The sequence below is a fragment of the uncultured Agitococcus sp. genome, from assembly GCF_937920075.1.
In the GTDB taxonomy this organism is placed as follows: domain Bacteria; phylum Pseudomonadota; class Gammaproteobacteria; order Pseudomonadales; family Moraxellaceae; genus Agitococcus.
Genome location: NZ_CALETI010000177.1, coordinates 1 through 20,260, shown reverse-complemented (window position 1 = coordinate 20,260; position 20,260 = coordinate 1). Strand labels below are relative to the sequence as shown.

Here is a 20,260-nt window from a genome sequence, read left to right as displayed (position 1 = left end):
AATAAGATTGGGTGCCTGTGCGAATATTTTTTTGGTCGGACCAATGGGGGCAGGTAAAACCACTATTGGTCGACATTTGGCTGAGATTTTATCTTGGCCATTTGTTGACAGTGATCATGAAATAGAGCTTCGCACAGGTGCCAGTATTCCTTGGATTTTTGATGTTGAAGGAGAAGAAGGGTTTAGAAAGCGAGAAGAGCAAATGATTGCTGAACTGACAAACCGTCGCCATATTGTGTTAGCAACAGGTGGTGGAGCAGTATTAAGGCAAATAAATCGTCAAAACTTACATCAACGTGGGGTTGTAGTTTATTTAGAAACCCCTGTCTCTATGCAGCTTGAACGTACTGCACATGATAAAAATCGACCTTTATTGCAAACGGCTGATCCCCTGACTAAATTAGCAGAGTTACTTAAAATTAGAGATCCACTTTATCGAGAAGTTGCACATCTTATTGTGCCAACAACCAGTGGTTGTGCTAAAGATTTAGCTTATAGCATCATTCAAAAGCTTAATTTCATTTAAACTGCTTTCCAATTTTTGTTTATAAAACTAATAATTCCGTTAAAATCCATATTTAATTTGGCCTGTTAAGAATTCTTTGTTATGCAAACATTATCCGTCTCTTTAGCCGAGCGCAGTTATCCTATTTTTATTGGTGAGTCATTATTAACTAACCCTGAATGTTATCAAACTTATTTAAAAGCTAAACAAGTGCTTATTGTGAGTAATACAACGATTGCACCTTTATATTTGGCAAAAGTTGAACAAACTTTACAAAGCTTGGGCTATAAAGTTGCTTGTCATATTTTGCCTGATGGAGAGCAATTTAAAGATTTACAACATGTAGAAGGTATCTTTAAAACATTGTTAGAGCAACGTTTTAATCGTGATTGTGTTTTAGTAGCATTGGGTGGTGGTGTGGTTGGTGATATGACGGGCTTTGCTGCCGCATGCTATCAGCGTGGTGTTGCGTTTTTACAAATTCCAACCACTTTATTATCACAAGTTGATTCTTCAGTAGGGGGGAAAACGGGTGTTAATCATCCATTAGGAAAAAATATGATTGGTGCTTTTAAGCAACCAACGGCTGTATTGGCCGATACTTCCGTTTTAGACACATTAAATGATCGAGAATATGCAGCAGGTTTAGCAGAAGTTATTAAATATGGCTTAATTCGAGATTTGCCTTTTTTAGAGTGGCTTGAGCAAAATATGGCTGGCTTAGTTGCTCGTGATAAAAAATTATTAGCTGAAGCTATTGCTCGCTCTTGTCAAAATAAAGCTGATGTTGTCGCGGCTGATGAGTTAGAAGCGAATGACCTTCGTGCTTTATTAAATTTGGGGCATACGTTTGGTCATGCGATTGAAACGGCGATGGGTTATGGTACATGGTTACATGGGGAAGCAGTAGCAACAGGTATGTTAATGGCTGCTGATTTATCGTGGCGATTGGGCTGGATAACACAGGCAGATGTTGTTAGAGTTAAAACAATTTTGCAAGCGGCTAATTTGCCAGTTATTCCTCCTACCGAGATGACATCTGAGCAGTTTTTATCGTTGATGGCGGTTGATAAAAAAGTGTTGGCAGGTAAGCTGCGTTTAGTCTTGTTGCGTCAATTAGGACAAGCAGTAGTAAGTGCCGATTTTCCTTTGCAAACTTTAGAGCAAACCTTAATCGCGGGCACTGAATTGGGGCAATAATATGTTAATAAGTCGATCACGATTATGGTTGCCAATGGCTGCAAGCAGCTTAGCAGTGCTATTGATTAGTGTGACGGTTATTAGTTTAAAAGGACGTAATGCTCCTCAACAGCCTACGATTCAAGATGTATTTACCGGTGAAATGCATGAGTTTTCAGCTGATTTAGGGCAATTACCAAAAATTGTGCCACCAACGAATTATGTTGCAACACCACCAGAAAATCACGGACCACAATATCGTACTGTTGATTGGTTAAAGGCTCAGGGTTCGTTGGCGTGGACTTTGCAGATTATTTCTTCAGAAGATGAGGAAGTGGTAAAGTCTTATATTGCGCAACGCGATGATAAAGAGCAATTTGCTTACTTTATGTATAAAGAGGGTGAAAAAGTCAGTTATATTGCGGTGTATGGTAATTTTGTCACAATGGAGTTAGCCTTAGGTGTAGCAAATTCTATAGATTTTGCATTGCCTAATGGAGTGAGACCATCTCCTGAAAAATTTGCGACTTATGTGCCTAATGTGCCAATGATTCAGCCAGCAATTGACCAGCCACCTCCACCCAAATATGGTGGTGTACCAGAAATTGCAATAGAGCCTCAGCCTGATGATATGGCCGAGCCAAATCAAAATCAGCTTGAGACTCCTGCGGATTCGTCTTCATCATCAACAGAACCCGAAGTATCGACGCCTGTGGTTGATCCTTTTTAGTCAAAGTATTTTGCCTATAATCGTGAGTTAAACGATGAAAAATGCAAAAAAAGTAATTTTTATGCAAAAAAATGGCAGATTTTGCTTGTAGTGTTTGAGTCATAGGCAATTTATATATAAAATACTCCGCCATTTTGTCCGCAATAAAATACCGTTTGTTGTGGGCAAACTTTGAGTTTTTAGGGCTTAAGCAGGTACTTTGATCTTCCTAAAGCATTTTTAATAGACAACTTATACTGTGTGTGTAAGTTCTAAAAATGCCCACAGGTTGCCGAAATATCGATGCTGGGTGTTTTTTATAAGTCCATATTTTTTAAGGTAAAGCCATGCACATGCAGCCGGTTGCCCATTCTGGCCTCTATCAACCCGATGAGTTTCGGGATAATTGCGGTTTTGGTTTGATTGCCCACATGCAAGGGCAAGCGAGTCATCATCTCGTACAAACTTCAATTCATAGTTTAAGTTGTATGACGCACCGAGGTGCAATTGCGGCCGACGGTAAAACAGGTGATGGTTGTGGTTTGTTATTAGCCATGCCTCAAGCATTTTTCCGTGCTGTGGCGCAAGCAGAATTCGGTGTAGCCTTAAATAGCTTGTTTGCGGCAGGTTTGATCTTTTTAAATGTTGACCCCGCTTTAGCGGCGAATGCCAAAAATATTTTAACCGCCGAAATTGAAAAAGAAGGTTTATCAGTTGTTGGCTGGCGTGTAGTGCCAACTGATAAAAGTATTTTAGGTGAAATTGCTTTACGCACATTACCAGAATTTAATCATATTTTTGTCAATGCACCCGAAGGTATGGATGCAGTTGACTTCAACCGTAAGTTATTTTTAGCGCGCCGTCGTGCCGAAGCACAATTGGCTAATGATCCTTTATTTTATGTAACCACTTTATCATCTCAAGTGATTACTTATAAAGGTTTGGTGATGCCTGCGGATTTACCAAGTTTTTATAAAGATTTACAAGATGAGCGTTTGGCCTCACATATTGTGGTGTTCCATCAACGTTTCTCTACCAATACTTTGCCAAAGTGGCCATTGGCGCAGCCGTTCCGCTATTTGGCGCATAATGGTGAAATCAATACGATTATGGGTAACCGTAATTGGTCGGTTGCACGTACGCCAAAATTTGATAGCCCATTGTTGCCTGGTTTATTAGATTGTAAACCACTGGTGAATCGTACTGGTTCTGACTCCTCTAGCTTAGATAATATGTTAGAGATTTTAGTGGGTGGAGGTATGAATTTGTTCCGTGCTTTGCGTATGTTGGTTCCGCCAGCATGGCAAAACGTGGAAACAATGGATGCCGATTTGCGCGCCTTTTATGAATACAATTCTAAACATATGGAAGCATGGGATGGCCCAGCAGGTTTAGTGATTCAAGATGGTCGTCATGCGATTTGTATGCTCGACAGAAACGGTTTACGTCCAGCACGTTGGGTGATTACTAAAAATGGTTATATCACTTTAGCCTCTGAAATTGGTGTGTGGGATTATCAGCCTGACGATGTCGTGTCTAAAGGTCGTGTTGGGCCAGGCCAAATTTTAGTAGTTGATACTCAAACAGGCGAATTGTTGCGTACAGCAGATATCGACCAACGCTTAAAATCAGCTCATCCTTATAGAACATGGTTGCGTGATCAAGCGATTCGTTTAGAGAATGACGATGTGGTTGATAAACGTGGCTTGGGACAAATGGATGCTGCTCAGCTCAAAACTTACCAAAAAATGTTCTTGGTAACCTTTGAAGAGCGTGATCAGATTATTCGCCCATTGGCAGAAAGCGGTCAAGAAGCTGTTGGTTCAATGGGTGATGATACCCCAATGGCGGTATTGTCTCGTCGTGTACGTCACATGGCTGACTATTTCCGTCAACAGTTTGCCCAAGTGACAAACCCGCCAATTGACCCATTGCGCGAAGCTATTGTCATGTCTTTAGAGACTTGCCTTGGCGCGGAAATGAATGTTTTTGAAGAAACAGCAGAGCATGCACATCGTGCAATTTTGGCCAGTCCTGTGTTGTCGTTTAGCAAGTTCCAACAAATTTTAGCGTTGAATGATCAAAAAGGTTATGCAAACGCTATTATTGATTTGAACTATGCTGAAAGTGAAGGTTTGCAAGCAGCTATTGCACGTATTTGTGATGAAGCGGAAACCGCTGTTAAAAATGGCAAAACTTTATTGATTTTGTCTGATAAAAACATTCGTCCAAACTATTTACCAGCCAATGCCTTATTGGCAACAGGTGCAGTTCATCACCACTTAAGCAGTGTTGGTTTACGTTGTGATGCCAATATTATTGTTGAAACTGCAACCGCGCGTGACCCACATCATTTTGCGGTGCTATTAGGTTTTGGTGCAACAGCCATTTATCCATACTTAGCGCACGAAATTATTGCCGACTTAGCGCGTACAGGTGAAGTCTTAGGTGACCCCATTGAGGCACAAGCCTATTTCCGTAAAGGCATTAACAAAGGCTTGTTAAAAATCTTATCGAAGATGGGTATTTCTACGTTAGCCTCTTACCGTGCTGCACAATTATTTGAAGCAGTGGGTTTAAGTGATGAAGTGGTGAAAACTTGCTTCAAAGGCGTGCCAAGCCGTATTCAGGGTGCACGTTTTGTTGATTTAGAAGATGACCAAAAACAATTGGCCGCTGATGCGTGGAAAGACCGTAAGCCAATCGACCAAGGTGGTTTGCTCAAGTTTGTCTATGGCAAAGAATATCATGCCTTTAACCCAGACGTGATTAATGCCTTACATGATGCCGTTCGTTCGGGTGATTATAGCAAATACCAAGTATATGCCGATTTGGTTAATGACCGTCCTGTAGCCACCATTCGTGACTTGTTAAAGTTAAAAACGGATAACAGCATTACGATTGATGAGGTTGAGCCATTAGAGTCTATCTTGTCACGCTTTGACTCCGCAGGGATGTCGTTGGGTGCATTATCTCCTGAAGCGCACGAATCGATTGCGATTGCCATGAATACCTTGGGCGGTCGTTCCAATTCGGGTGAGGGTGGTGAAGACCCTGCACGTTATGGCACGCTCAAAAATTCCAAAATTAAGCAAGTGGCTTCTGGTCGTTTTGGTGTGACACCTGCCTATTTAACCTCTGCCGAAGTGTTGCAGATTAAAGTGGCACAAGGTGCTAAACCCGGTGAAGGTGGTCAGTTACCTGGTGGTAAAGTCAATGCTTTGATTGCGCGTTTACGTCACTCTGTACCAGGTGTTACCTTGATTTCTCCACCACCACACCACGATATTTATTCGATTGAAGACCTATCGCAGTTAATTTTTGACTTAAAACAAGTTAACCCCAGTGCTTTAGTGTCGGTTAAGTTAGTATCTGAACCCGGTGTGGGAACAATTGCCGCAGGTGTGGCCAAAGCGTATGCCGACTTAATTACTATTTCTGGTTATGATGGTGGTACAGCTGCATCGCCCTTATCATCGATTCACTACGCAGGTTCTCCGTGGGAGTTAGGTTTGTCCGAAGCTCACCAAGCCTTAAGAATCAATGATTTACGTGGCAAAGTGCGTGTGCAAACCGATGGTGGTTTAAAAACAGGTTTAGATGTTGTTAAAGCAGCTATCTTAGGTGCTGAATCCTTCGGTTTTGGTTCGACACCTATGATTGCCTTGGGTTGTAAATACTTGCGTATTTGTCACTTAAATAACTGTGCAACGGGTGTTGCGACTCAACAAGACAAGTTGCGCGCCAACCATTATGTGGGCGAGCCAGAAATGTTAATGAACTTCTTTAAGTTCGTTGCCCAAGAAGCGCGTTATTGGTTAGCACAATTGGGTGTACGTTCTGTTGCTGAGTTGATTGGTCGTACCGATTTGTTAGAAATGATTGAAGGTCAAACCGTAAAACAACAGCATTTAGATTTAATGCCTTTGTTGAAAAATGACCATATCACGGCTGACAAACCACAATATTGCTTGCAGCCCAAAAATGCACCCTTTGATAAAGGTGTGTTGGCCGAACAAATGGTTGCTGAAATTCTTCCTGCCATTCAAACCAAAGCAGGTGGTGAGTTTAGCTTCAAAGTAGGCAACTGTGACCGCTCAATTGGTGCACGTTTAAGTGGTGAAATCGCTAAAGTTCATGGTGACCAAGGCATGAATGATGCGCCAATTACTGTTAATTTGACAGGCACAGCAGGTCAAAGTTTTGGTGTGTGGAACGCAGGCGGCTTAAACTTAGTGCTAGAAGGCGATGCCAACGATTACGTCGGTAAAGGCATGACTGGCGGTAAATTAGTGATTTATCCACCTAAAGGCTCACCATTCAAAACGCAAGATACCGCAATCATTGGTAACACCTGTTTGTATGGTGCAACTGGCGGTAAGTTATTTGCAGCGGGCACAGCAGGTGAGCGTTTTGCCGTACGTAACTCTGGTGCACATGCCGTTATCGAAGGTGCAGGCGATCATTGTTGTGAATACATGACAGGCGGTTTAGTCACTGTATTAGGCCGTACAGGTCTAAACTTCGGTGCAGGTATGACAGGCGGTTTTGCTTATGTGTTGGATTTAGAAGGTGACTTCTATGATCGTTGCAACCATGAGTTAATCGAAATTCATCGTATTAGCACTGAAGCAATGGAAGCACACCGTCATCATTTACGTAGTGTGTTAACAGATTATGTGAGTGAAACGCAAAGTGCGTGGGGTCAAGAATTGTTGGCCGAGTTTGAGTCCTATCAGCGTAAATTCTGGTTAGTGAAGCCAAAGGCCGCTAACATCAAAGAGTTGCTGAAAAATACTCGTGCTAATCCACAGTAATTATTGTTAGTTCCTCCCCCTAATGTAGGGGGCGGTTAGGAGGGGGTAAACCCCACCCTGACCCTCCCCTAAAATAGGGGAGGGAATTATAAGCTAAGCTAGCTAGATTTATATTGAGGCAAGGCCATGGCAGAACGCCTAAATAACGACTTTCAATTCTTAGACGTCGCGCGGCATGACCCCGCAAAAAAAGATATCGCCGTTCGCAAAAGCGAATATGTAGAGATTTATCACTCTTTTACTAAAGTAGAAGTAGGCGAACAAGCACATCGTTGCTTAGCTTGTGGTAATCCTTACTGTGAATGGAAATGTCCTGTTCACAACTATATTCCAAACTGGTTAAAGTTAATTTCGGAAGGTAATATTTTTGGTGCAGCAGAATTATGTCACCAAACTAATACCTTGCCTGAAGTGTGTGGCCGCGTGTGTCCACAAGACCGTTTATGTGAAGGTGCTTGTACCTTAAATGATGGTTTTGGTGCAGTGACTATTGGTAACACTGAAAAATATATCGTTGATACCGCCTTTGCCATGGGCTGGCGTCCAGATATGTCCAAAGTTAAATGGACAAACAAACGTGTTGCCATTATTGGTGCAGGCCCAGCAGGTTTGGGTTGTGCTGATGTGTTAGTACGTAGTGGTGTTAAACCTGTTGTTTTTGATAAAAATCCTGAAATTGGTGGTTTGTTAACCTTTGGTATTCCTGAATTTAAAATGGAAAAAAGTGTGATGTCTCGTCGTCGCACCATCTTTACCGATATGGGTATTGAGTTCCGTTTAAATACCGAAGTGGGTAAAGACGTTCAATTCACTGATTTGCTCAATGAATTTGATGCTGTATTTTTAGGCATGGGCACTTACACCTATATGAAAGGTGGCTTTGCGGGTGAAGATTTACCAAACGTCTATGACGCTTTAGATTTCTTGATTGCCAACGTCAACCATAACAATGGTTGGGAAAAAGACGCTAACGATTTTATCTCCATGAAAGGTAAAAAAGTTGTTGTTTTGGGTGGTGGTGATACCGCAATGGACTGTAACCGTACCTCGATTCGTCAAGGTGCAGATGCAGTAACCTGTGCTTATCGTCGTGATGAAGAAAACATGCCTGGTTCACGTCGTGAAGTAAATAATGCGCGTGAAGAGGGTGTTAACTTCTTGTTTAACCGTCAACCAATTGCAATCTTGGGTGATGAAAACGGTGTAACAGGCGTAAAAGTCGTTGAAACCCGTTTAGGTTCACCAGATGCGCGTGGTCGCCGTAGCCCAGAGCCAATTCCAAACTCTGAACAAGTATTACCTGCTGATGCGGTGATTTTGGCGTTTGGTTTCCGTCCAAGTCCAGCACCTTGGTTTGCTGATTTTGGTATTAATTTAGACAATAGCGGTCGTGTAGTTGCACCTGCCGAGTCTGAATTTAAATATCAAACAAGCAATCCAAAAGTGTTTGCGGGTGGTGATATGGTGCGTGGTTCTGACCTCGTGGTGACAGCGATTTGGGAAGGTCGTCAAGCTGCCGAAGGTATTTTGGATTATTTAAACGTTTAAGTTTAAAGCCATAGACCAATAAAAAAGGCGCAGAAAATGCGCCTTTTTTATTACCAAAGGATAATCTAATCATGCAAAAAAAATGTTCGGTTTGTGGTGTGGCTTTTGCTTGTGGCAACACTGGCCAGCAAGCCTGTTGGTGTAATCAGTTGCCCGCTATTATGCCGCTCGACTTTGAACAAGATTGTCGCTGCCCACAATGCTTGAAGGTGGTGATTAAACAAGGCATTGAGCAATTTGTACAACAAAACCCAGTGACAGTCGCAATCCCTAAGCAATATCATAATGCACAACTCATTGAAGATATTGATTATTATCTTGAGGATGGTAAATGGGTATTTACCGAATGGTATCACCGTAAACGTGGTTCTTGTTGTGGAAATGGTTGTCGACATTGTCCTTATCAACATATTAATGTGAAATCCAAATTATGAAACAAGCTATTTTTTGTTGGAGTGGCGGTAAAGATTCTGCTTATGCCTTACACCAAATTTTACAAGCAGGTGAGTATGAGGTTAAGTACTTATTAACCACGATTAATGGTGAGTTTCAGCGTATTTCTATGCATGGTGTGCGCGAATTATTATTAGAGCAGCAAGCCACAGCCATTGGGATACCTTTATTAAAAGTAAAGGTTTATCAAGGTTCAAATAGTGAATATGAACAACAAATGGCACAAACGCTGTTACAGGCAAAAGCCGAAGGTATTAGCCATGTCATTTTTGGTGATATTTTTTTAGCCGATTTACGCGCCTATCGCGAAAAAAACTTGGCGCAAGTGGGCTTAGAAGCGGTTTTTCCGTTATGGCAAAAAAATACTACGCAATTGATTAATGATTTTATTGCTCAAGGTTTTAAAACCATTACTTGTTGTGTGAGCGATGCTTATTTAAATGAACAATGGGTGGGGCGAGAAATTAATCAGCAATTTGTTGCTGAATTACCTGCTCAAGTGGATGCTTGTGGTGAAAATGGCGAATATCATACTTTTTGTTATGATGCTCCATATTTTAAGCATGCTGTTGCCTTTGAACTTGGTGAAAAGGTATATAAACCGTTAGAAGTAAAAAGCACCGATGCGGTTTGTAGTAGTGATAATCAAACCCAAGGTTTTTGGTTTTGTGATTTAATAGCTGTAAATTAAGAGGTTGGTAAGGCCAACCTCTATAAAAACCTAAAACATAATCTGTGACAGTTGCGCAGGAATTTCGGCATTAATGCCAAGTTCCTGTGCAAGTTTTTCACTTAACTTTTCCATGGTTTTTGCTTCACCATGCACCAAGTAAAAACGTGGTTGCGTTTTAAAGTTTTTTGCCCATGCTAACAATTCTTTTTGCCCTGCATGAGCCGAAAATCCACCCAAAGTATGAATTTGTGCTTTGACTAAAATCGGTAAACCAAACAATTTAACGTGTTTGACACCATCGACCAAAATTCTGCCCAAAGTACCACGCGCCTGAAAGCCAACAAACACCACATGGGTATTGGTGTGCCATAAACGGTGTTTAAAATGATGGCGAATGCGTCCACCTGTACACATGCCGCTACCTGCAATAATAATCGCGCCTGTTTTAATATTATTAATCGCAGCCGAGTCTTCGACACTTTCACTAATGGTTAAGTTGGGCAAAAAAGAGCTAATATCTTCACCTTGATGCGCTGTAATAAAGGCGACGTCTTCTTTGTCTAATTGTTTAATACAGTCGCTATAAACATTGGTCACCGCTTTAGCCATTGGGCTATCTAAAAAGATATGCCAATGATCTAATAAACCTTCGTGATACATTTTGCCTAAGTGAAACAATAATTCTTGGGTACGACCCACAGCAAAAGCAGGAATTAAAATATTGCCGCCATCTTGTTCGGCTTGTTTTAAAATGGCTTTAAATTCGTCTAAAGTTTCGGCAAAACAACGATGGTCACGATCACCATAAGTTGACTCCATTAACACCACATCAGCATTATCAATAAAATCAAAATTACGCATTAAGGAGGTATCGGGATTACCCAAATCACCCGAAAATACTAAAGTTTTTGCATTGTGATTATCATTGAGCACAAGCTGCACAATCGATGAACCTAAAATATGCCCAGCATCATAAAAGGTGAGGGTAAATTTTTCTAAAAAGGTATGTGCTTGATGATAGTCTAAGGCACAACATAAATTTAAAACAGTTTGCACATCATCTAAGGTATATTGCGGAAATAAGGGCTTTTTCCCTGCACGTTCACGGCGTAAGTTCTCATATTCCAAATCTTTTAAATAAATATGAACCGCATCTTCTAATAAAATTTTTAACAGTTTATGTGTGCCATGGGTGCAGTAAATTTTGCCTTTAAAGCCTTCATGGACGAGTTTGGGTAATAAGCCTGAGTGGTCTAAATGGGCATGAGATAAGACAACGGCATCAATACTGGCAGGAGCAAACTTAAATTGTTCTTTGGTAATTCGATCAACACCATCACCGCCTTGATGAATACCACAATCTAATAAAATGTGATGGCCTGCATTTTCGAGTAAATAACAAGAGCCTGTCACTTCTTGGGCAGCACCTAAAAATCGTAATTTACGCATGGCAATATCCTATCTAAGACCATATTTTTTATATGGATTAGTTCGATCATAGGATAAATTAGGTGTAGGGGCAACCCTTGTGGTTGCCCGATGACTAGGTTTAAGCTAACTCAGCATACAAGTCATAATCATCCGCATCAATGATCGTGACAGTGGCAAAATCACCAATTTTTAAATCGGCTGCGCCTTCGCCTTCAATATACACATTGCCATCAATTTCGGGCGCATCTGCTGCTGAACGAGCAATAGCAACCCCTTCTTCTTCGTCAATGTCATCAATTAACACTTGAATGGTTTTGCCAATTTTTAATTGTAAACGTTGAGCAGAAATTTCTTGTTGAACTTCCATAAAACGTTGCCAACGTGCTTCTTTAACGTCTTCTGGAATGGGGTCTGGCAATTCATTAGCCGCTGCACCGTCAACAGGTGAGTATTTAAAACAGCCAACGCGATCCAATTGTGCTTCGCGTAACCAGTTTAATAACTCTTCAAATTCTTCTTCGGTTTCACTAGGAAAGCCAACAATAAAGGTAGAACGTAATACTAAATCGGGGCAAATTTTGCGCCATTGTTTAATGCGTTCGAGGGTGTTTTCACTGTGAGCAGGACGTTTCATTAATTTTAGAATACGTGGGCTGGCGTGTTGGAAGGGAATATCCAAATAGGGCAAAATTTTACCTTCAGCCATTAACGGAATAACGTTATCCACGTGTGGATATGGATAAACATAATGCAAACGTACCCAAGCACCTAACGTAGACATGGCTTCACACAATTCTTGCATACGTGTTTTTAACGGTTGGCCATTCCAAAAATCGAGTTTGTATTTTAAATCTACGCCATAAGCAGAGGTATCTTGCGAAATGACCAATAACTCTTTTACGCCTGATTTAACCAAGTTTTGTGCTTCGGCCATCACTGAACCAATCGGGCGAGACACTAAATCACCACGCATGGACGGAATAATACAGAAGGTACAACGATGGTTGCAGCCTTCAGAAATTTTGACATAAGCATAATGCTTAGGGGTGAGTTTGATGCCTTGAGCGGGCACTAAATCAATAAACGGATTATGATCTTTTTTCGGTGGTAAATATTGATGCACACTGTCCATCACTTCTTCATAGGCGTGTGGGCCAGTCACTTTTAACACGCTGGGATGCACGTCACGAATTTGGCCTTCTTTGATGCCTAAACAACCTGTGACAATGACTTTGCCATTTTCGGCTAAGGCTTCACCAATCGCATCTAAGGACTCTTGTACCGCAGACTCAATAAAGCCACAGGTATTCACCACCACTAAATCAGCCCCGTTATAATCGGGCGAAATTTGATAACCTTCGGCACGTAATTGCGTCAAAATGCGCTCAGAATCGACCAAATTTTTAGGGCAACCTAAAGACACAAAACCTACTTTGGGTTGTTGAACAGACATGAGCGCACTCCAAAAACAGACACACAAAACAAACCGCGTATTGTACCTGTTCTTGCATAACAAGAAAAAACATTTTAAGGTGTCATTCAGTGATTTAATCTAAAAAAAACACGGAGGAAAGATGATGTCATTGTTTTTTTGGGCAATGTTAATTTTGGCGATTGTTTATGGGATTAATGCCTATAACGGTTTAATTAGTCTACGTAATCAATTTAAAAATGCTTTTGCACAAATAGATGTGCAATTACAACGTCGCTATGAATTAATTCCTAATTTGGTTGAAGCCGTGAAAGCTTATCTTAGCCACGAAAAAGACACCTTAACCCAAGTGATTAATGCCCGTAATCAAGCGATTACTGTTGAGCAAATGGCAGCTAAAAATAGTGATAATCAATATGCGATTAATCAATTAGGCGAAGCAGAAGGGGTGTTAAATCAAGCTTTAGGGCGATTGATGGCTATATCCGAAGCCTATCCTGATATTAAAGCCAATAGCACCATTCAAAACTTAATGGAAGAATTAAAAAGCACTGAAAATAGAGTCAGTTTTGCTCGCCAAGCATTTAATGATGCAGTGATGATTTACAACACCGAACGTGAAAAGTTTCCTAATAATCTTGTTGCCAATATGACAGGCTTTCAAGAAGCAACATTGTTAAAAATTAGCCATTCCGAAGCAAAAGAGCCAGTTAGAATTTCGTTTAAATAATAGCCCTCACCCCGATCCTCTCCCACAGGGCGAGGGAGTTCTTTAAGTGCAAGGCAAAGCTATGATTGACTTTTTTGGTCGTCAACAACAAGCACGCTCAGCCACACGCTATTTATTAATATATTTAGTGTTGGTAATGGTGTTAATTGCGGTTGCTGTCAATATATTCTTCTATTTTGTCGCAGTATTAACAGGTTATGACGATGGACAAGGTTCATGGTTATGGCATGTTTGGTCAGCTAAAGCCTATGGTGCAACAGCCACTTTAATTATGTTTGGCAGTCTTGTGGAGTGGTATTTACTGCGTGAAGGTGGTGTGGCTTTGGCCAATATGATTCAGGCGAATAAAATAGATTTTGCCACAAAAGACCCCCAGCAACAGCAATTACTGAATGTGTGTGAAGAAATGGCCATTGCTTCAGGCATGGCGATGCCCAGCTTATATGTTTTGCGTGACGAACAAACGATTAATGCCTTTGTGGCAGGATATAACCTTCAAGATAGTATTTTAGTGGTTACACAAGGCGCATTAGACTATCTAGATCGGGATGAGTTACAAGGCGTTATTGGTCACGAATATAGCCATATTATTAATGGCGATATGCGTTTAAATACCTACTTGTTGTCGATCTTGGCAGGTATTGTCAATGTTGGTCAAGCAGGTGGCTATTTAGTGCGGATGAGTTATGTAGGCTATCAAAAAGAGCTGAGACCTAAAGAAGCCTTGCCGATGCCAATTTTTTATTTTGCGGGCTTGATCGTGTTGGCCATTGGTTATATTGGGGTGTTTTTTGCCCGTTTAGGTAAAGCAGCCATTTCGCGTAGCCGAGAAAATCTTGCAGATGCAGCCAGTGTACAATTTACCCGTCATCCTCAAGCTTTAGCCAGCGCTTTATATAAAATCAGCCAACATGGCTCGGTATTACAGCATCGTTATGCTGAACAGCTTAGCCATATGTGTTTTGCCGACAGCCTATTGTTTGCCCCTTATTTGGCCAGCCATCCACCCATTGAGCAACGTATTAACACTATCTATCCGAGTTTTTTAACTCGAATGAAGTATCGAGCTGACAGCAAAAAAGAGGCCACACAACAGCAAGTTAAAACCAATTCTCCAATAGATGAGGAGGGGCTTATTGCGTTCTCCTCGGTCATTGCACCCGAACAAGATTTAATTGCACCCAGCATGAGTTCGGCCAAAGTTGGTGAATTGCAGTGGCAAGACTTATTATCTGCGCAATATTTACATCAGCAATTGGCTGTTGAAGTAAGCCGTTCTTTACAGAGCTATCAAGGTGCAAAAGCAGTAATCTTTGCCTTAGTGGCACAACAACAAGATAAACCAGCCGCTTTTGTGCTAGCGTTTTTTGCTAAACAGCAAGTTTTTGCACAATCGATTATTCAACTACAACAATACTTAATCAGTACCGATCAACGTTTGGCTTTGCCAATTGTTGAGTTGGCGACACCGCGTTTGCAATTATTGGTTGAGCAAGAGCGTATCGTGTTTTTAAGTGAGTTAAGACATTTTGTTGGTGAAACAAAAACGGTGTTTGAATTTGCATTATTAGCCTTGATTGAACAGCAGTTAATTAAAGCGAAACATATCTTTCGGCAGTTGCCACTGAATCGTTTAGCCGAACCGTGTGCTCAATTAATCGCAACTTTGTTAAATTATGGAGCACATCCCAAAGATAGCCAACCTGCTATTTATCAACAGTTGATGCAACCAATTTTTAATAAACATACGCCATCCATGCCACAGAGTCAGTTTAAGTTATTGGCGAAAGCCTTACGACAGTTGCAATATTTAAATCCAAAGGCAAAACAACAATTAATTACTTTAGCTGCGGCAACTATACAAAGTGATGGTATTTTGCATCGTGCCGAATATGAGTTATTGAGGGTGTTAGCCGCTTTGTTGGCTTGTCCGATGCCGCTATTATTGGGACAAATACACGTTGACCGTAACCCACAATAAACAAAAACAAAAATCGTTTTATGCTGTAACCCCCACCCAGCCTCCTCCTAAATTAGGGGGAGGGGTTAATCTAGAGGTAAATATGAGCATTAAAGTTGCGCCTGCACCGTGGCAGTTAACAGGACAAGGTTATTTAATGGTGGTGCATTTGCCCCAAGATTTTTTGGATAATCAAAGTTTTATTGAACCGCATTTACAAGCTAGTCGCAAAGGTCATTTGGCTTATGTTGCCTTTGCTGATTATCAACAATCGGATGTTGGCCCTTATCACGAATTATTATATGTGGGTGGGCAGCTAAAAATTGGCCAAAAACATCATTATTCTATTTCAAAAATTTATGTGTCCACACAAGACTCTATTGATAATGGTCAAGCGAATTGGGGTATTCCCAAAGAAAAAGCCTATTTTGCGGTTGACTATGGTCAAGATAAACAAGATCACATTAAAGTCACCACCGAAACAGGTGAGGTGATTGCTAATTTGCATTTTAGTCATCATTTATTGCCGTTTCCTGTTAATACCCGTTTAGCACCAAAAGCTTTGCGTACCTTGGCTCAAGAGTGGCAAGGCCAACGTTTTTATTTTCCTTTAGAAGCACAAGGGCACGTTAAACCTGCCTTATTAACACAAAGTTTTTTTGACCAACGCTATTTTCCAGACTTAAATCAAGGACGTGTATTGGCTTGTTTTAAGGTCACAGATTTTTCTTTAGTATTCCCTGTCCCAAAAACACAAGCAGTTTAGCCATAACAATACAGCAGCAATTGGCGTATTTTGTCCTTAAATTAGTACGTTGGTGCAAATCCCTCACATAAAAAGAAAGTGAGGCGGCAATGATAAAAATAGAGGTTCTTATGGTGATAAACGCACTCAAACAAACTCAGCGATTTTTAGGCTTGGGTGATATTCCTGCACACAAATTAAAAGCACGTTATAGCGAGGACGCTTATTATTTGCATGTACAAGGAGTTGATGTGCGTATTAAAGAAAGTGGCCAAGGTGAGCCATTAATTTTATTACATGGTTTTTCGGCTTCGGCAGACACGTGGGATGGATGGCGTAAAGAGTTAAGCGACCAGTTTCGCGTCATTGCCATTGATGTGCCACCATTTGCCATTTCAGGGCCATTACCTGTGGGTAAAACCACACCCAATGCCGTTATCCATTTTATTAATGCCGTCACTGAACGTTTGGGCTTAAAGCAATTTTATTTAGGCGGAAATTCTTTAGGTGGTTATTTATCATGGCGTTACACGGTTTATTATCCCACTAAAGTCAAAAAATTAATTTTGGTCGATAGTGCAGGTTATTCCATGCCAACACCTGTGGCTGTGTTATTAACCCGTCATCAATTAACTCGTCATTTGGTTAAATTTGTTACGCCATTACCCTTTGTGGTGCAAAGTGTGCGCTCGGTTTATGGTGACAGTAGCCGTATTCCACGCGGAACGATACGTCGTTATCAAGATTTATTGCGGAGAGAGGGGACACGCGCAGCAATCGCTGATATGATGCGCGGTATAATTACCGATTCACCTGATATTAAGTTGATTCGGACGCCAACCCTTGTGATATGGGGGGCAAAAGACACATGGATTCCTTTAAAACACGGTCACCAATTCCAACGAGATATTCCCAACGCTAAGTTAGTGATTTATGACGACTTAGGGCATATTCCGATGGAGGAAGACCCCAAACGAACGGCAGCCGATGCCCGACACTTTTTAACACGATGAGCGATACTAATTTAGCCACTTTTAACCAGTTCCAGCTTAGCCCGTTATTACAACGGGCAATTGCCGATCTTGGATTTAGCCACTGCACCCCCATTCAGTCTCAAGTTTTACATTTTACCCTTGCAGGCCATGATGCCATTGGTCGAGCGCAAACAGGCACAGGTAAAACAGCGGCCTTCTTAATTACCTTAATTAATGACTTATTAAAATTGCCGCCTTCTGAAGATCGTTATTTAGGCGAAACACGGGCTTTAGTGTTAGCTCCCACACGTGAGTTAGCCTTACAAATTGCCAAAGATGCCGAAGCCTTAGCCAAATACAGCAAATTGCGTATTGTCACCTTAGTTGGTGGCATGGACTACGACAAACAAAAACAACAGTTATATAGTGACTATGTGGATATTGTGGTGGCCACACCGGGTCGATTGATTGATTTTGTTGAGCAAAAAGCGATTTATTTAGATCAATTAGATGTGTTGGTGATTGATGAAGCCGATCGTTTATTAGACATGGGTTTTATTCCTGCAATTAAACGTATTGTCCGAGCTTGCCCACCCAAAACCCATCGCCAAACTTTGTTTTTCTCGGCAACTTTTAATCAAGATGTGTTAAATCTTGCCGATCAATGGTTATTTAATCCTGTTAAAGTCGAAATTGAGCCAGCACAAGTCACTAATGAAACCGTACAACAAGTGGTTTATATTGTTAGTGCCGAACAAAAATACGATTTGTTATATAACTTGATTCAATTAGATAATTTTGAGCGAGTGATTGTTTTTGCTAATCGCCGCGATCAAGTGCGTCGTTTAGCGGATATGCTCAAGCATCATCGTATTTCTTGTGCGGTGTTATCAGGCGAAGTGCCACAAGAAAAGCGCGTTAAAACCCTCGAAAATTTCCGTGAAGGTCGTGTGCAAGTATTAGTTGCCACCGATGTTGCAGGGCGTGGTATTCATATTGATGATGTTAGTCATGTGATTAACTTTACCTTACCCGAACAAACCGATGATTATGTGCATCGTATTGGTCGAACAGGTCGTGGTGGCGCAAGTGGGGTGAGTATTAGTTTTGCTTGTGAAGATGATGCCTTTTTGATTCCTAATTTAGAGGCAGCAATTGGTCGAAAACTAGATTGTACCCATCCGCCTGCGGAGTTGTTGCAAAAGCCTAGAGGAAGATAAAAATAGTCTTTTTGATCGTATCACAGATAAAATTATAGCGATAATGTTCCCTCTCCTTTTAGGAGAGGGCTAGGGTGAGGTCTTGTAATGAAAGCAAAACTAACCCTCACCCCGACACTCTCCCATAGGGAGAGGGCGTTCATCGTTAACAGTGTATTTCATCAATGTAGATTGGCTAAACGGAATCTCAGCCCATGAAAAAAAATATATTTGCCATGTTAATGTTGGTTTCTTCTTTAAGTCATGCAGAGTCTTTGCAAGTGGGTGCAATGTATGCCGAAAACATTGATGGTATTGGCTTATATTTAGGTTTAGAAGGTGAAAACTTTTTATATCATGCCTCTGGTTATATTGATGCAACGCTATTAGTGTCTAATGCTTACGATGCCGAACAGCCTTTTTTTGGTGGTGCATCTGTGGGTTTAAGAACAGCCTTTGATACGCCTTTAAGTCCTTATTTGGGAATAGGGGTTTATCTTGGCCAAAACGAAAAAGAAGTGCCAGCCAGTCATGATAATATCGACAACGATGGCGATGGCTTTAAAGATGAAGCAGGCGAAATGCGCGCCGATAATACCTTAATGTCTGCGGTGTATCCCGAATTAGGTTGGCGTATTGCTTTAGGCGACAGTGTCACTGTACGGCTGATGGGACGATATATGGTCTCGTCTTTTGGTCGTCAGCATGATGACTGGTTTTATGGTTTAAGTTTAGCGTTTAATCAATAAAAATATTATGTTTGCTCAGCAACATCACAATCCCAATCATTTGATTTATGCAGTATTTGCAGCATTGATGCTGCATGCTTCGTTTATCTTGGGGGTGAGCTTTGTTGCACCACAAGGGCAAAATATGCAAATGATGGAAGTGACTTTAGCTTTACATAAAAGCCAACAAGCCGATAAAGAAGCAGACTTTTTAGCCCAAGCCAATCAACAAGGTAGTGGTCAATTTAAAAAATCTATAGAAATGACCACCACCCAACAAGCCGACTTTGTTGATGCCCAAATCAATGAAATTAAACCCGAAGACTTAATGGCTTTTCAACCTCCACCACAAGAAGCCGAACATCGTTTAATAGTGACGCATCAAATTTCACCGCAAAAACAAGCACCAGAAAAGTTTAAAAAAGAAGTGCCTAAAGAGCCATCAGATGATGGTCTAGTGCAAATGTCGGCGCAAAGTGCAGCGATTGCCAGTTTAGAAGCGCGTTTAGCCGAAAAACGTCAGGCTTATGCCAAACAAACCAAAATTCATACTGTTTCAACCTTATCCGCTCGGCAAGATTATGCTGCTGCTTATATTGACCACTTTAGGCAAAAAGTGGAACAAATGGGTAATTTGCATTATCCAGAAGCCGCCAAACAACGCCGTTTACAAGGTGAGGTACGTTTATTAGTGGCGATTTTGCCTAATGGTCGGGTTAAAGATATTCAAATACGTTCCTCATCAGGTCATGGTTTGTTAGATGAAGCAGCACGACGTTCGGTACGTTTGGCTGAGCCGTTTAGACCTTTTAGCAAAGAAATGAAACAAAAAATTGAAGTTCTACAAGTGATTCGCACATGGCGTTTTGCTGAAAGAATGCATAATGAAAGTTAAATCGTTTATAATAAACGTCCTTTAACTATTTTTAGACATATATGTCAACTTCCATTGTGGATGCAGACCCCCCGCTTAGGTGCTTTAGCACAGTAGTAACGTTTCTTTCATTCTACGCCATTAAACTCTCCTTATTGGTTATGTTGCTTAACATGACCCAGCGTAGCTTTTCCAAGATTTATGTGACGTTTCATGCATTAGCAATGAGCACACTCTTTGCAGTGCAATCCATAGATCGTCAATTTCTGTTGGTAAAAAATCATGTTTGAATGGATCGCAGAC

The 20,260-nt window shown here is 41.1% G+C and carries 16 protein-coding genes; 14 read left to right on the top strand and 2 right to left on the bottom strand.

Annotated features, from left to right (window positions below; translation table 11 throughout):
- The first annotated feature begins 1 nt into the window (after position 1).
- The 7 genes from aroK to Q0212_RS06805 all read left to right on the top strand — a co-directional run bounded on the left by aroK (position 2) and on the right by Q0212_RS06805 (position 9,902).
- The gene (gene aroK / locus Q0212_RS06835; protein WP_297923917.1) at positions 2–526 is read left to right on the top strand and encodes a shikimate kinase AroK; all 525 of its coding nucleotides are present in this window, start codon (positions 2–4) and stop codon (positions 524–526) included.
- An 81-nt stretch (positions 527–607) separates the two neighbouring features.
- On the top strand, positions 608–1,705 hold the full coding sequence (gene aroB, locus Q0212_RS06830; RefSeq protein ID WP_297923892.1) for a 3-dehydroquinate synthase: 1,098 nt from the start codon (positions 608–610) through the stop codon (positions 1,703–1,705).
- Between the two features lies 1 nt (position 1,706).
- Positions 1,707–2,414, top strand: coding sequence for a hypothetical protein (locus Q0212_RS06825; protein ID WP_297923890.1), 708 nt, complete (start codon positions 1,707–1,709; stop codon positions 2,412–2,414).
- 326 nt (positions 2,415–2,740) lie between these two features.
- The gene (gene gltB, locus Q0212_RS06820; protein ID WP_297923888.1) at positions 2,741–7,210 is read left to right on the top strand and encodes a glutamate synthase large subunit; all 4,470 of its coding nucleotides are present in this window, start codon (positions 2,741–2,743) and stop codon (positions 7,208–7,210) included.
- 126 nt (positions 7,211–7,336) lie between these two features.
- Positions 7,337–8,758: an FAD-dependent oxidoreductase gene (locus Q0212_RS06815; protein ID WP_297923886.1), complete on the top strand. Its 1,422-nt coding sequence runs from the start codon at positions 7,337–7,339 to the stop codon at positions 8,756–8,758.
- Positions 8,759–8,829: 71 nt separating this feature from the next.
- Positions 8,830–9,192: a DUF5522 domain-containing protein gene (locus tag Q0212_RS06810; protein WP_297923884.1), complete on the top strand. Its 363-nt coding sequence runs from the start codon at positions 8,830–8,832 to the stop codon at positions 9,190–9,192.
- Entirely contained in the window at positions 9,189–9,902 is a 714-nt protein-coding gene (locus tag Q0212_RS06805) for a diphthine--ammonia ligase (protein WP_297923883.1), read from the top strand. The genes Q0212_RS06810 and Q0212_RS06805 overlap by 4 nt, the downstream gene beginning before the upstream one ends.
- A 30-nt stretch (positions 9,903–9,932) precedes the next feature.
- On the opposite strand, the gene Q0212_RS06800 is transcribed toward Q0212_RS06805, so the two are convergent.
- Together Q0212_RS06800 and rimO are read right to left on the bottom strand one after the other, a co-directional pair.
- Positions 9,933–11,333 carry an MBL fold metallo-hydrolase gene (locus tag Q0212_RS06800; protein WP_297923881.1) on the bottom strand — a complete coding sequence of 467 codons (1,401 nt, stop codon included), beginning with the start codon at positions 11,331–11,333 and terminating at the stop codon, positions 9,933–9,935.
- A gap of 100 nt (positions 11,334–11,433) precedes the next feature.
- Positions 11,434–12,768, bottom strand: coding sequence for a 30S ribosomal protein S12 methylthiotransferase RimO (rimO, locus tag Q0212_RS06795; protein ID WP_297923879.1), 1,335 nt, complete (start codon positions 12,766–12,768; stop codon positions 11,434–11,436).
- 121 nt (positions 12,769–12,889) lie between these two features.
- On the opposite strand from rimO, the gene Q0212_RS06790 reads away from it, so the two are divergent.
- From Q0212_RS06790 to Q0212_RS06760, 7 genes are all read left to right on the top strand, one after another.
- Positions 12,890–13,477: a LemA family protein gene (locus Q0212_RS06790; RefSeq protein ID WP_297923877.1), complete on the top strand. Its 588-nt coding sequence runs from the start codon at positions 12,890–12,892 to the stop codon at positions 13,475–13,477.
- 46 nt (positions 13,478–13,523) lie between these two features.
- Positions 13,524–15,458 carry a M48 family metalloprotease gene (locus Q0212_RS06785; RefSeq protein WP_297923875.1) on the top strand — a complete coding sequence of 645 codons (1,935 nt, stop codon included), beginning with the start codon at positions 13,524–13,526 and terminating at the stop codon, positions 15,456–15,458.
- An 82-nt stretch (positions 15,459–15,540) separates the two neighbouring features.
- On the top strand, positions 15,541–16,203 hold the full coding sequence (locus Q0212_RS06780) for a hypothetical protein (protein WP_297923874.1): 663 nt from the start codon (positions 15,541–15,543) through the stop codon (positions 16,201–16,203).
- Positions 16,204–16,313: 110 nt separating this feature from the next.
- Complete coding sequence (locus tag Q0212_RS06775) at positions 16,314–17,195, top strand: alpha/beta hydrolase (RefSeq protein ID WP_297923872.1); 882 nt, start codon at positions 16,314–16,316, stop codon at positions 17,193–17,195.
- Complete coding sequence (rhlB, locus tag Q0212_RS06770) at positions 17,192–18,376, top strand: ATP-dependent RNA helicase RhlB (RefSeq protein WP_297923870.1); 1,185 nt, start codon at positions 17,192–17,194, stop codon at positions 18,374–18,376. The genes Q0212_RS06775 and rhlB overlap by 4 nt, the downstream gene beginning before the upstream one ends.
- 194 nt (positions 18,377–18,570) lie before the next feature.
- The gene (locus Q0212_RS06765) at positions 18,571–19,104 is read left to right on the top strand and encodes a hypothetical protein (protein WP_297923868.1); all 534 of its coding nucleotides are present in this window, start codon (positions 18,571–18,573) and stop codon (positions 19,102–19,104) included.
- A 7-nt stretch (positions 19,105–19,111) separates the two neighbouring features.
- The gene (locus tag Q0212_RS06760; protein ID WP_297923866.1) at positions 19,112–19,978 is read left to right on the top strand and encodes an energy transducer TonB; all 867 of its coding nucleotides are present in this window, start codon (positions 19,112–19,114) and stop codon (positions 19,976–19,978) included.
- Positions 19,979–20,260 lie beyond the last annotated feature (282 nt).

Excerpts from the sequence above, each read along its gene's own strand:
- aroB (WP_297923892.1), top strand. The coding sequence starts at position 608 with ATGCAAACATTATCCGTCTCTTTAGCCGAGCGCAGTTATCCTATTTTT.
- Q0212_RS06825 (WP_297923890.1), top strand. The coding sequence starts at position 1,707 with ATGTTAATAAGTCGATCACGATTATGGTTGCCAATGGCTGCAAGCAGC.
- gltB (WP_297923888.1), top strand. The coding sequence starts at position 2,741 with ATGCACATGCAGCCGGTTGCCCATTCTGGCCTCTATCAACCCGATGAG.
- Q0212_RS06815 (WP_297923886.1), top strand. The coding sequence starts at position 7,337 with ATGGCAGAACGCCTAAATAACGACTTTCAATTCTTAGACGTCGCGCGG.
- Q0212_RS06810 (WP_297923884.1), top strand. The coding sequence starts at position 8,830 with ATGCAAAAAAAATGTTCGGTTTGTGGTGTGGCTTTTGCTTGTGGCAAC.
- Q0212_RS06805 (WP_297923883.1), top strand. The coding sequence starts at position 9,189 with ATGAAACAAGCTATTTTTTGTTGGAGTGGCGGTAAAGATTCTGCTTAT.
- Q0212_RS06800 (WP_297923881.1), bottom strand. The coding sequence starts at position 11,333 with ATGCGTAAATTACGATTTTTAGGTGCTGCCCAAGAAGTGACAGGCTCT.
- rimO (WP_297923879.1), bottom strand. The coding sequence starts at position 12,768 with ATGTCTGTTCAACAACCCAAAGTAGGTTTTGTGTCTTTAGGTTGCCCT.
- Q0212_RS06790 (WP_297923877.1), top strand. The coding sequence starts at position 12,890 with ATGATGTCATTGTTTTTTTGGGCAATGTTAATTTTGGCGATTGTTTAT.
- Q0212_RS06780 (WP_297923874.1), top strand. The coding sequence starts at position 15,541 with ATGAGCATTAAAGTTGCGCCTGCACCGTGGCAGTTAACAGGACAAGGT.
- Q0212_RS06775 (WP_297923872.1), top strand. The coding sequence starts at position 16,314 with ATGGTGATAAACGCACTCAAACAAACTCAGCGATTTTTAGGCTTGGGT.
- rhlB (WP_297923870.1), top strand. The coding sequence starts at position 17,192 with ATGAGCGATACTAATTTAGCCACTTTTAACCAGTTCCAGCTTAGCCCG.
- Q0212_RS06765 (WP_297923868.1), top strand. The coding sequence starts at position 18,571 with ATGAAAAAAAATATATTTGCCATGTTAATGTTGGTTTCTTCTTTAAGT.
- Q0212_RS06760 (WP_297923866.1), top strand. The coding sequence starts at position 19,112 with ATGTTTGCTCAGCAACATCACAATCCCAATCATTTGATTTATGCAGTA.